Origin of the sequence: Mycobacterium sp. VKM Ac-1816D, from assembly GCF_000416385.1 — a bacterium.
GTDB lineage: Bacteria > Actinomycetota > Actinomycetes > Mycobacteriales > Mycobacteriaceae > Mycobacterium > Mycobacterium neoaurum_A.
Genome location: NZ_AOHQ01000099.1, coordinates 24,236 through 35,927, shown reverse-complemented (window position 1 = coordinate 35,927; position 11,692 = coordinate 24,236). Strand labels below are relative to the sequence as shown.

Genomic DNA, 11,692 nt, shown 5'->3' with positions numbered 1-11,692 from the left:
CTGCACTGCAAATCAACCCTCAACAGCACAAAGACGCCCACTAAAACACTAGGAGCGCCACATACATTCGAAACGTGGCGGCCCTCAGGGCCGCCACGTTTCGAATGCGCTACGGGGTTCCGACGCAGACCGAGCCGACGCACGCTCCCGCACCGCCGGGGCCCGCACCTGCTCCGGCACCGGGAACACCTGCAGAGGCGCCTCCCGGTCCCGCCTCGGCGCCGGCACCCGGGACGCCGACCGATGCGCCTCCCGGCCCGGCCTCGGCTCCTGCTCCGGGGACGCCGGCGTTGGCGCCGCCGGGTCCGGCGCCCGCACTGGCTCCCGGCACGCTGGCGGTGGCCCCGCCCGGGCCGGCATCGGCGCCGCCACCGGCCGGCGGCATCGGCGAGGACGGCGCGAGGGTGGTGGTGGCCGCGCCGGTCGACGGCGCGGTCGTCATCGTCGATTCGGTGGTCGAGGTGGTGGTCGTGCTGTCCGGTGCCTCACTGTCGGAACTGCAGGCGGTCAGCCCGCCGAAGAGAACTGCGCCCGACACGGCGGCCGCAAGCGGGAGAGTCCGGGCGATTCGAAGGACGGTCATCTGACGGCTCGATTCTGCTAGTACGGCCGCTGGGCGAGACAAGATGTCGAGCCCAGCGAAATTGGCGTCGGTGAATTACCCGGTTTGTCCGATTCCTAAGCGCTGCCGTCGTCCAACAGTCTGGCGAGCCCGTTGACCGTTCCGAGGCCGTGGCCCAGTGGGTACGCGGCGTGGATGCAGTCGGTGACCCACCGCTTCCCGAAACCGACGGCCTCGGGAACCGTGTGGCCGTGGGCCAGTGCTGCGGTGATCGCCGCGGCCAGCGTGTCGCCTGCGCCGTGGTCGTCGCGGGTGTCGACCCGCGACGCGGCGTACTCGTGGAAGTCGGCACCGTCGAACAGCAGATCCGAGCTGATCCGCGAGGTACGCAGGTGGCCGCCTTTGACCAGGGTCCACTGTGGCCCCAGTGCATGCAGTGCGCGTGCCGCTTCGCGTTGGGTGGCGTCGTCGACGACATCGATACCGACGAGAAGCCGAACCTCGTCCAGGTTGGGCGTGATCAGCGTCGCGGTGGGGATGAGCTCGTGACGCATGGCGTCGAGTGCGCTGGGGTGCAGCAGCGGCTCGCCCACATTGGATGCACACACCGGGTCGACGAGAAGTGGGACCGACCCGGTCAGGCCCGCGCTGCGCCACGTCGCCACGACCGCTCGGATGATCGCGGTCGAGGCCAGCATTCCGGTCTTGGCTGCCTCGATCCCGATATCGCCGGCCACCGCGGTGATCTGTCCGGCCACGACATCGGTAGGCACTTCGTGGAAGGCGCTCACGCCGAGGGTGTTCTGCACCGTCACGGCGGTCACCGCGGCACACCCGTGTACGCCGAGCATGGCAAAGGTCCGCATATCGGCCTGCAGGCCCGCGCTTCCGCCGGAGTCGGAACCGGCGATGGTCATGACTCGCCGCGGCGTGTGGCCGGGTGCGGCCGGCGGTAGCTCGGTCGGGTCAGTCATCCGTCGTGCTCGTCGGTGGGGGTCAGGGCGAGGATGACATTAGCCGCCCGTCACCCGAGCATCGGAGAAAGGTCAGACATCCTCGGTCATCGAGAGCAACTTGGTTCGGGCCGATTGCAGATCCGCCTCGGTCAGGTACGGACTCTTCCTGGCCATCGCCAGGCCCTCGGCGGCATGTTGGATGACCAGGACCAGGTCCATCGGTAGGCCGTCTGCGGCCAGCGCGGCACGCCACCGCGCAGCGTCTCGGAGGAACAGATCCTCGAAGATCGCGGGGTGCCCGAGGGCCGCACTCAGACTGGTGGGGTCCAGGAGCGTCGAGAGCAGATCATCGGCACCGGTCAGTGCGCGAACGTAGGCACGCATCAGCTTTCCCGGCCGATTTTCGGACAGATCGACCATGTTGTGGATCTCGGTCCAGTACCGCTGCACGATGTCTTCGGCCACGCCGAAAAGCAATGCTTCCCTGCTGTGAAAATGGTGTCGAAGACCGCTTTGGGTCACTCCGGCCGAGGTCGCGATATCAGCCAGACTGGCCTTGGATCCACGCTCGGAGAACATCTTCTCGGCTGCGACGAGTATCGCCCGCCGGGTCCGCTCCTTGTCGCGGGTGGCCGTCGGCTCATTTGCCGTCATGGCTGTCCTTTCGCAGACCGATGCGATCCGACGGGATCACCCGCCATGCTGCCACGGCGGCAAGGACCAGCAGACCCGCCGCGGTGAAGGCCGTTGTCTGTACGGCGGTGGCGAAAGCGTCACGCGCATGCTGGACGACCACCGGGTCCGACACCGTCGTGATCGTCTTGGCCAGCGAGGCATTCGCGGACTCGGCGTCCGCCGCTGCAGTTCCCACCGGCAGGTCCAGATGACTCCGGTACATCAGGAAGTGCAGCGAACCGAGTACTGCAATCCCGAACGCGGTACCTAGCTCATAGGCGGTCTCGGCGATCGCCGAAGCCGCTCCCGCGCGTTCCGTCGGTACCGCCGACACGACCGCGTCGGTCGACAGCGTCATGGCGATACCGATGCCGAACCCGATCACGACGAGAGCAAGGGCCAGGGGCCAGTAGCCGGCGTGGAACACGCTCAGGCCGATACCCGTCAATCCGAGCGCTCCGGTTGCCAACCCCAGTCCGATCGCACGTCCCGCGCCGAGCCGGGTGCTCACGGCGCCGACGACGGCGATCACCGCGATCGACGCCAGCGTGCCCGGCAGTTCGGCCAAGCCGGCCTGCAGCGGACCGAACTGCCGCACGAGTTGCAGGTACTGCGAATAGAAGTAGAGAAGTCCGATGAACGCGAAAATGGCCAATCCGTTGGCGGCGACGGCACCGGCGAACGCCGGAACCCGGAACAGTGTGATGTCCAGTAGCGGATGGGTGAGCGTCCGCTGGCGCTGGAGAAACAGCCAGCCGCTTGCGATTCCGACGAGCGCGGCCATGGGAACGGCGGCGTCCCAGCCGCTACCGACCCAGTGCTTGACCGCGTACACCAGCGGCACGATGGCCGCGATCGACAGCAGCGAGGACCATATGTCGATGCCCTTGGCGGCATCGCCCCGCGATTCCGGGATGAGGATGGGGCCGGCGATCAGCACCAGCGCCATGATCGGCAGATTGATCAGGAAGACCGATCCCCACCAATAGTGTTCCAGCAGCAGGCCTCCGACGAGCGGACCGGCAGCCGCACCGGCCATGGCGCCGGCCGACCAGATGGCGATGGCCGTCGTGCGTTGTTTCGCGTCGGCGAACATTGCCCGCACGATCGACAACGTGGAGGGCATCAGGGTGGCTCCCGCGATGCCGAGCAAGGCGCGGGCGACGATGAGTGTTCCGGCGTCCGGGGCAAAGGCGGCAAGTGTCGACGCGGCCCCGAAGGCGGCGGCCCCGATCAAAAGCAGCCGCTTGCGGCCGATGCGGTCGGCGATATTGCCCATCGTGATCAGCAGGCCGGCCAACACGAACGAATAGATGTCGCCGATCCACAGCAACTGCGTGGCGCTGGGTCCGATATCGGTCGTCAACGAGGGAACGGCGAGATACAGAACAGTCCCGTCGATCGCGAGCAGTGTCACCACCAACACCAGCACTCCGAGCGCCGACCACTCGCGGCGCCCCGCCCTGATCGTGCTGCCAGGTGTCTCGATAGCCATGGATCGACCATAACAGCTCAAATGAGTGGTTAATACGCCCAAGTGAGTTGTCCAAGGGCTTAGCAGTCAACGATGACCGTTTGCTCTACGCTGTCACCGTGGTGGTACACCCGAGGGCAGCACGCGTCTCGCGCCCCGACCGGCGCGCCGACAGTCGCGCCTTGATCCTCGACGCGGCGGTGCGCGCTCTGGTGGAGAACGGCTACAGCGGTGCGACCACCGTCGTCATCCAACGGTTGGCGGGGGTGTCCCGCGGCAGGCTGCTGCATTACTTCCCGTCCAGGGACGCCCTGCTGATCGCTGCTGCGCAGCACCTGGCCATCGAACGGGTCGCCGAGATGGAGCGGTGGTTCGACGCTGCCGTTCCCGACGGTGCCGCGAGTGGGTCCGCGCGAATCGACTATGCGATCAGCCTGCTCTGGAGCACTTTTCGGCAGCCGTACTTCTGGGCGGCGATGGAACTCTGGACCGCTGCGCGGACCGATCCCGGACTGCGCGCGGGATTGGCGGAGGCCGAGCGCAGACTCGGCCGAGCCATCGAACATGTCATCGCGACGATGTTCGGGCCGGTGCACAGCAGTCATCCAGCCTTTCCCGACCTGCGTGAGTTGCTTTTCAGCAGCATGCGCGGGGTGGCGCTGACCTACTCGATCGGCGAGCGAACTGCCGATACCGATCCGCACCTTCGGTTGTGGAACGACATGGCCGTCCGGATGCTGTCGGAACGGCCAGATACGCAGTCTTCATAACGGTCATAGCTGACTGTTATTGTGATCCGGTGATCGAACGTACTCAAGACCGTATGACGCACGACGTCTGGTTGCCCGAGGAAATCGTGCGCGTGCGAGAGTTGGCTCGCGACGCCGTCAACCGCTCGGTGGTGCCCTACGCCCGCGAGATCGGACAGCGCGAAGAGTCGACGGAGAGCTTCCCCTGGCAGGCCTTCCGGGGCCTGGCGGACGAGGGTCTCTTCGGGGTGCCGTTCGGCGCGGATTTCGGTATGGGCCTGCAGCATCCGATGCTGGGCACATGCACCGTCACCGAAGAGATCGCCTACCACTCTTCGTCGTTGGCGGGTGTATTCGATGGCCAATGTATTTTGGTACCGCAGACACTGACGTTCGCCTCTGCCGAGTTGCGGGCCCGCCTGATCCCCGAATTGGTCAGCGGCCGCATGGCTTTCGCGTTCGCGACCACTGAACCCGACACCAGCTCTGATCTGACCGCCGCACGCCTGCGGACTGTGGCCGAGGAGACGTCGGACGGATTCATCGTCAACGGTCGCAAGCGGTGGATCACCAACAGTGTCGCCAGGGGATGGGTCTCGGTGTTGGTGCGGGCAGGCGAGGGCAGTGATCGAGCCACCATGCTACTCGTCGACCTCTCGTCACCGGGTGTGCGGATCGGCACGCCGGATCTGAAGATGGGCCACCGCGGCCAGATCACCGCCGACATCGAGTTCACCGATGTGCACGTTCCACGATCGAATCTGCTGGGTAAAGCGGGCGGCGGGATGGCGGTCGCGCTGTCGGCGCTCGTACGAGGACGTATCGGGATAGGTGCTGCGGGCGTGGGAGTGGCCCAGGCGGCGGTGGACCTGGCCGTCGACAGGTTGCGCACCCGTCAGGTGTTCGGCGCTCCGCTGGGTGCGATGCAGCACTGGCAATTCGTCATGGCCCAACGCGCCACCGAAATCGAGTGTGCTCGAACGCTGTATCAGAAGGCGGCGACCCTGGTCGATCGCGGCGACAGGACCGCCGAGCCGGAGGCTGCGATGGCGAAGGCATACGGGACGCGCTTGGCCAACGATGTTGTGCGAGAGGCGATCCAGATATACGGCGCGCTCGGGTTCGCTCGGCAGGTCGGTGAGACGGGCGAGTCGGTGCGGCTGGAGGAAATGTACCGCGACGCCAAGATCCTTGAGATATTCGAGGGCGCCAACGAGTTGCAGCAGTGGATCATTGCGCGGCGGTTGATCGGCCGGGATATCACGGGCTGATCGCGATCACCCGTTGTCGCGCCAGGCGAGCACCTGCTTGAGTGCTGCCAGATCGTAACCGTCGTCGGCGGTGAGTTCGGTCTGGAACAACGTGACGCCTGCTTCGCGGAAGGCGTCGGCACTTTCCGGGTCCTGCCACAGTGTCGAACGTTCGATATCGGTACCGTCGCGGCCAAAACTCGCCGCCAACTCGTCGACACGGTCGCTGGACCGACGAAAGCCATCCAGGTCCTGGAACGCGTGCCAGATGTCGGCATGCTTGGCCACGGCCGGCAGCGAACGCTTGGGGCCTGTCCCGCCGATGAGAATCGGAAGCTGACGTACCGGCGGCGGTACCAAAGCCGCAAGCCTGTTCTCGATGCGGATCAGGCTTTCGTCGAACAGGTCGAAGCGTGAACCGAAGGTGCCGAACTCGTATCCGTATGTTACATAGTCCTTCTCGTACCAACCTGCACCGAGCCCCAGGATGAGGCGGCCGCCGCTGATGTGGTCGACGGTGCGGGCCATATCCGCGAGCAGGTCGGCATTGCGGTACCCGACCCCGGTGACCAGAAGCCCGATCTCGGCATGCGAGGTGATCTCGCCCCACGATGCCAGTGCGGTCCAGCCCTCGAAGTTGGCGACGTCGGGCTGCTCGTCGAACATCACGGGTTTTCCGTCGACGATGCCCTTCATCGCGGGCCGGTGGAAGTGGTCGTATCCGAAGATCACGTCGACGCCGAGGTCGTCTGCGGCCAAGACGGCGTCTCGCCACGTGCGGTAGTCGGGTGTGCCACCGGGCTGTACCTGGACAGCGACGCGGACAGGTCGATTCATGAGCACTCCAGAGTCGGGGGAGGAGGACACTTGAGCCAAGTACGACCCCGGCGCGTTTATTCCAGAATGGCCCGCGCGGCTCGCTCGGCGATCAACATGACCGGTGCATTGGTGTTCCCTGACGTGATGGTGGGCATTGCCGAGGCATCGATGACACGAAGACCGGCGACCCGGTACACCCGGCAGTCGGTGTCCAGCACCGTGGCGGTGGACCGCGGCCTGCCTCGGGTGTCGAAGGCGCCCATGGCGCAGGTGCCGACCGGGTGGAAGATGGTGGTGCCCAGCTCCCTGGCGGCCTGCTGCAGGTCGTCATCGCTGACCAGTTGCGGGCCGGGTAGCAACTCTTCCGGACGGTAGGGCGCCAGCGCCGGCGCCGCCATGATGGTGCGGGTCATCCGCAAGCCCTGCACGGCGGCGCGCAGATCATCGTCGGTGGACAGGTAGTTGCACGAGATCTTCGGATAGGTGAGGGGATCGGCACTCGCCAGTCGTACGTGGCCGCGAGAACTGGGCCGCAGATTGCACACCGAGGGAGTGATGGCTCCGAACCGGTGTAGCGGCTCGCCGAACTTGGCCAGCGACAGCGGTTGCACATGCCACTCCAGATCCGGGCTCGTGCGGCTCGGGTCGCTGGTCGCGAAGGCACCCAGGGTTGACGGCGGCATCGTCATCGGACCTGACCGGGTCAACAGGTATTGCAATCCCATGCCGGCCCGGGTGATCAGGTTGCGATAGAGCGTGTTGACGGTGCGAGCGCCCTGGATTCGGTAGACCGTTCTGAGTTGGAGGTGATCCTGCAGATTTTCGCCGACGCCGGGAAGGTCGACGCGCACCGGAATCTGGTGCGCCGCGAGCAGCCCGGCCGGTCCGAGACCGGAGGCCTGCATGAGGTGGGGTGAACCGATGGCACCGGCGCTGAGGATCACCTCGCGTCGGGCCCGTACATCGACCTGCCGTCCATCCTTGATCATCCGCACACCGGTGGCGCGGTGTGCGGCGGTGGTCCAGGCGCCACGTCGTTGGCTGTCGGCCACCTGCTCATCCGTCAACAGCTGTACCGCTTGCGTTTTGGTGTAGACGGTGAGGTTCGACCGGTGGGCGATCGGATGGAGGAACGCGTCGGCCATCGACCAGCGACGTCCTCGGCGCTGATTGACGTGGAAGTACGCGCTGCCGGCGTTGTCGCCGCGGTTGAACTCCTCGATGGGGTCGATCCCCACCTGGGCGGCGGCGGCCTGCCAGGCGTCCAGGATCTTCCAGCGCACGCGCGGTCGCTCGACACGGATCTCGCCGTCGGTGCCGTGCCATTCATCGGCGCCACCGAAGTAGTCCTCCAACTGCTTGTAGATGGACAAGGTCTGGCCTGCGGATTCCGGACCGCCCCACAGCCACCGGTCATCACCGGTTGCCTGCGCCCACGAGACATAATCGCTGGCCTGCCCACGCATGTGGATCATGGCGTTGATCGACGAACAACCGCCGATCACCCGGCCGCGCGCATAGATGATGCTGCGGTCCGCCAGGCCCGGATCGGCCTCGGTCGCGTAGCACCAATCGGTCCGCGGGTTGGCGATGGTGTACAGGTAACCGACCGGGATCTTGATCCAGAACCAGTCGTCGTCACCACCGGCCTCGACCAACAGCACGCGATGTTCGGGGTTGGCGCTGAGCCTGTTCGCCAGCAAGCAGCCGGCGCTGCCCGCACCCACGATGACGTAGTCGAATTCGGCGGCGCCGGTCATGTGTGTAGTCGTTCCTCCCGTGCGTTTCTCGTCGGGTCCAGTGTGGGTGATGCGGACCCGGCGTGGGCAGGCATTCTGACGAATGCCGTCGGCCACCAGAACCATCGGCCACACAACCGCGCGATGGCCGGAACCATCAGGGAACGAACGATCAGCGTGTCGATCACCAACCCGAACGCGACGGTCGTGCCGATCTGGGCGATATTGGTGGCCGAACTGCCGAGCATCGCGAACATGGTGGCCCCGAAGGTGAGACCGGCGGTGGTGACCACGCTGCCGGTGCCCACCATCGCGCGGATCAGACCAGTGCCCGTACCGGCCGCCATCTCCTCTTTCATCCTGCTCACCAGCAACATGTTGTAGTCGGCACCGACAGCCACCAGAAAAGAGAATGCCACCGGCGCAACTGCCCAGTGCAGGGGGTTGCCCACGAGGTTCTGCCAGACGAACACGCCCAGCCCCAACGCCGCCAGATAAGAGATCCCGACTGTCGTGATCACCACCACCGCGGCGACGAGACTGCGCAACAACACCAGCACGACGCAGAACACGAACGCGAATGCTGCGACCGCGATGGCGATGAAGTCCTCATGTGCGAAGGATTCGATGTTCAGCAGGGTCCCGCCGGGGCCGCCGATGCTCACGGTCGCACCCTGCAACGAGGTTCCTTTGATCGCACCGAGCGCAGCGGGTATCACGCGCTCGCTCAAATCCATTGCCTGACGGCTGAATCCTTCGATCTCGGGCGTCACCACCATGCGGGTCACGGTGCCGTCGGAGGAGAAGAAATAGGGAACTGCGCTGCGGAAGAGCGGGCTGTCGATGGCTTGGGCAGGTAGGAAGAACCCGGTGGACGGTGCCCCTTCGGCGTAGGAACGGCTCACCTCGTCAAGAAATGCGGTGATCTCGGTGGTCTGCGGGATGAGCGCTTGCAGACTGCCTTTGAGCGGTTGGATCACCTGCCGCACTTGAGCAATCGCCGAGGTGATGGCCGGGATCTGCGCCGCCGCGTGCGGAAGGGCGGCGGCTGCCGCGGCGGTGCCCTGTTCGACCTTGGCGGACAGCTCGTCGAGTCCGCGGACGTCGTCGATCAGCGAGAACCCGGTCAACGCGCCCTGACAGACCTCGATCGACTGGCACTGTGGAAGGCCCCTGAGAACATCGACAGCGGGCTGACTGGCATCCTGCACGATGGCCAGCTTCGAGGTCAGGTTCACCGCTTCGGATTTCAGGACGGTCATGGCGGAGACCACGTCGCCGGCACCGCTCTGCCCCTGGGAGAGAGCGCTCGAGAGTGCCCTGGCCGATCCGTCGAGGCCGTCGAGGGCGGATTCGACGGCCTCGATGTCACCCAACCGAGCATTCAGCAGGGCCGCGCTCTGCTCGATCCGGCTGCCGATGTAGCCGGCCTGGCTTGCCAAAGTGCCCTGCGCTATCGGCGCTTTCAACGGCCTGGTCATGCCTTGCACCGCGTCGATACCTTCCAGGCCTGCGATGGCGGCGGTCAACCGTTCCAGGGCGATCAGGTCGGCTGGATTGCGCATGTCGTGGTCGGCTTCGATGATGACCACACTCGGGGCCATGACATTGGGCGGCAGGTGGCGGTCGGCCGCCGCAAACCCCATATTGGCGGGGGAATCGGTGGGCTGCGCGCGCCGTTCGTCGTAGCTGGGCTGGTACAGCGGCACGAAGGCGATCGCCACCAGCAAGATGGCGGTGGCTCCGGTCAGCACCGGCCCCGGCCACCGCACGACTGCTGTGGCGATGCGTCGCCATCGGCGGGCGGAGCCGTCGCCGCGGGGCTCGACGTATCCCATCCGGATCAGTATCGCGAGTAGAGCGGGCCCCAATGTCAATGCCGCACAAAGCGTTACGACAATCGCGATGGTGCAGGGAAGTCCCGACGTGCTGAAGATCGACAGCCTGGTGAGCGTGAGACACGCCATGGCACCGGCCACCGTGAGTGCCGATGCGATGATGATGTGTGCGACACCGCCGAGTGCCGCGTAGAAGGCGGTCTCGGAGTCCAGTCCGCGGCGGCGGCCCTCCTGGTAGCGCCCCACCAGGAAGATTCCGTAGTTGGTACCGGCACCCAGCACCACCACGGCCGATAGTGCCGCGGCGAAGATCGACACGCTGATCCATTCCATCTGACTGAAGAGAGCGATCAGCGCCCGTGCGCCGCCGAGGCTGGCAGCGACCGTGATCAGCGGCACCAAAGCCGTTACCGGCGAACGATAGACCGCCAGCAGCACGGCAGTCACCAAGACGGAGCACAGAATGATGAGCCGCAGTATCGAATCCGAGATGGCCACCAACTCGTCGTTGACCACGGCCGATGGACCGGTGATGTGTGCCGAGACGCCCTCGGGCGCCGGCACCGCGGCGATGATGTCGCGCGCGGCGCGGGTGGACTCCATCGCGGCTGCGGTGCCCATGTTTCCGGTGAGATTCACCAGCCCGTAGGCCGCTCTGCCGTCCGCGCTCTGGGCGGCGGGTGCGAGATCGGGATCCGACCAAAGGTTCATGATCGAACTCACGTGCCGCTCATCGGCAGTGAGTCTGTGGACCACCGCGTCGTAGTAGTCGCGTGCCGGCTCGTCGAGGGGCCGTTGGCCCTCGACGAGCAGATACACGAAGTTGTTACTGCCGCCGCCGCCGAAGTGATCGCCCATCTTGACCAGCGCCTGCACCGCGGATGCCTCGTCGGGGAGAAACGATTTCGCGTGCTGGTCGATCACCGTTTCCAACTGCGGCACGGCGATGTTGAGGGCGCCGACGACGACCAACCACCCGAGCACGATGGGCAGTGACAGCCCATACAGCGCTCGGGCCCACCACGGCCGATCCGCAGCGGCGGTGCGGACGTCGCTCATACGTATCGGGTGCCGCAGTTCGCCCGCGATGCCGCGAAGGGCCTTGGGAATGGTCATGGTTCAGGCCGCCGGTATCGAGCAGTTGACGACGGCGGCGTCTGCCGTGGCCTCTCGAAGGATTCGCGATTGCCCGGCGACGGCGATCTCACAACGTAGACGACTGCCACTGGTCTGAGCGGCGAGGCCGACGGCGGCGGTCAGTGTGCTGATGGGTGCCTGGGTGCGCCACGGCAGGACCACATTGGCGTCGACGACGTGCCCTTCCGGGGTGAGGTAGGACACCACGGCGTGGCGACCGGGATCGCCGTCCAGCCGGTACTCGACGAGTCGCTCGCGCGGATCGGCCACCGCATGCGGGGGAGGGGAATGACCGATGGCGCGATCCGGAATGTCACGCAACCTCAGTGAGCCGATCACCGCGGCCGAGACGGCAACGACTCCCACGATCACGGCCACCATCCATCGTTGACCATCCAGCATCGTCGCGCCTCCGTTGGTAGAACGATTGGTTTACCGGACGCTAGTACACCGATTGGTATAGTGACAACGACCGATTGCATGTGATGGTCAT

The 11,692-nt window shown here is 65.8% G+C and carries 10 protein-coding genes; 2 read left to right on the top strand and 8 right to left on the bottom strand.

The genetic code is table 11. The features are described from left to right. Positions 1 to 109: 109 nt before the first annotated feature. The 4 genes from G154_RS26695 to G154_RS01045 form a co-directional block, all read right to left on the bottom strand. Positions 110 to 583: a hypothetical protein gene (locus G154_RS26695; protein ID WP_157884753.1), complete on the bottom strand. Its 474-nt coding sequence runs from the start codon at positions 581 to 583 to the stop codon at positions 110 to 112. A gap of 95 nt (positions 584 to 678) precedes the next feature. Continuing rightward, on the bottom strand, positions 679 to 1,536 hold the full coding sequence (gene thiD / locus G154_RS01055; RefSeq protein WP_019512751.1) for a bifunctional hydroxymethylpyrimidine kinase/phosphomethylpyrimidine kinase: 858 nt from the start codon (positions 1,534 to 1,536) through the stop codon (positions 679 to 681). 72 nt (positions 1,537 to 1,608) lie between these two features. Continuing rightward, positions 1,609 to 2,172 carry a TetR/AcrR family transcriptional regulator gene (locus G154_RS01050; RefSeq protein ID WP_019512752.1) on the bottom strand — a complete coding sequence of 188 codons (564 nt, stop codon included), beginning with the start codon at positions 2,170 to 2,172 and terminating at the stop codon, positions 1,609 to 1,611. Further along, positions 2,159 to 3,688, bottom strand: a complete 1,530-nt coding sequence (locus G154_RS01045; RefSeq protein ID WP_019512753.1) for an MFS transporter — start codon at positions 3,686 to 3,688, stop codon at positions 2,159 to 2,161. Before G154_RS01045 ends, G154_RS01050 begins: the two co-directional genes overlap by 14 nt. A gap of 98 nt (positions 3,689 to 3,786) precedes the next feature. On the opposite strand from G154_RS01045, the gene G154_RS01040 reads away from it, so the two are divergent. Next, positions 3,787 to 4,437: a TetR/AcrR family transcriptional regulator gene (locus G154_RS01040; RefSeq protein WP_023985818.1), complete on the top strand. Its 651-nt coding sequence runs from the start codon at positions 3,787 to 3,789 to the stop codon at positions 4,435 to 4,437. 53 nt (positions 4,438 to 4,490) lie between these two features. After that, entirely contained in the window at positions 4,491 to 5,687 is a 1,197-nt protein-coding gene (locus tag G154_RS01035) for an acyl-CoA dehydrogenase family protein (RefSeq protein ID WP_019512755.1), read from the top strand. 6 nt (positions 5,688 to 5,693) lie between these two features. Here G154_RS01035 and G154_RS01030 read toward each other — a convergent pair whose 3' ends face one another. Genes G154_RS01030 through G154_RS01015 form a run of 4 tightly spaced genes read right to left on the bottom strand, consistent with a single transcriptional unit; the run spans position 5,694 to position 11,601 of the window. Continuing rightward, complete coding sequence (locus G154_RS01030) at positions 5,694 to 6,503, bottom strand: LLM class F420-dependent oxidoreductase (RefSeq protein WP_019512756.1); 810 nt, start codon at positions 6,501 to 6,503, stop codon at positions 5,694 to 5,696. Positions 6,504 to 6,559: 56 nt separating this feature from the next. Further along, positions 6,560 to 8,245, bottom strand: coding sequence for a GMC family oxidoreductase (locus G154_RS01025; RefSeq protein WP_019512757.1), 1,686 nt, complete (start codon positions 8,243 to 8,245; stop codon positions 6,560 to 6,562). Next, positions 8,242 to 11,178, bottom strand: a complete 2,937-nt coding sequence (locus tag G154_RS01020; protein ID WP_019512758.1) for an RND family transporter — start codon at positions 11,176 to 11,178, stop codon at positions 8,242 to 8,244. Before G154_RS01020 ends, G154_RS01025 begins: the two co-directional genes overlap by 4 nt. 3 nt (positions 11,179 to 11,181) lie before the next feature. After that, positions 11,182 to 11,601, bottom strand: a complete 420-nt coding sequence (locus G154_RS01015; RefSeq protein ID WP_019512759.1) for an MmpS family transport accessory protein — start codon at positions 11,599 to 11,601, stop codon at positions 11,182 to 11,184. Positions 11,602 to 11,692: the final 91 nt, after the last annotated feature.

Bases quoted from the DNA above. Each gene is read 5' to 3' on its own strand.
- G154_RS01050 (WP_019512752.1), bottom strand. From the start codon at position 2,172: ATGACGGCAAATGAGCCGACGGCCACCCGCGACAAGGAGCGGACCCGG.
- G154_RS01035 (WP_019512755.1), top strand. From the start codon at position 4,491: ATGACGCACGACGTCTGGTTGCCCGAGGAAATCGTGCGCGTGCGAGAG.
- G154_RS01015 (WP_019512759.1), bottom strand. From the start codon at position 11,601: ATGCTGGATGGTCAACGATGGATGGTGGCCGTGATCGTGGGAGTCGTT.
- G154_RS01025 (WP_019512757.1), bottom strand. From the start codon at position 8,245: ATGACCGGCGCCGCCGAATTCGACTACGTCATCGTGGGTGCGGGCAGC.
- thiD (WP_019512751.1), bottom strand. From the start codon at position 1,536: ATGACTGACCCGACCGAGCTACCGCCGGCCGCACCCGGCCACACGCCG.
- G154_RS01030 (WP_019512756.1), bottom strand. From the start codon at position 6,503: ATGAATCGACCTGTCCGCGTCGCTGTCCAGGTACAGCCCGGTGGCACA.
- G154_RS01020 (WP_019512758.1), bottom strand. From the start codon at position 11,178: ATGACCATTCCCAAGGCCCTTCGCGGCATCGCGGGCGAACTGCGGCAC.
- G154_RS01045 (WP_019512753.1), bottom strand. From the start codon at position 3,688: ATGGCTATCGAGACACCTGGCAGCACGATCAGGGCGGGGCGCCGCGAG.
- G154_RS26695 (WP_157884753.1), bottom strand. From the start codon at position 583: ATGACCGTCCTTCGAATCGCCCGGACTCTCCCGCTTGCGGCCGCCGTG.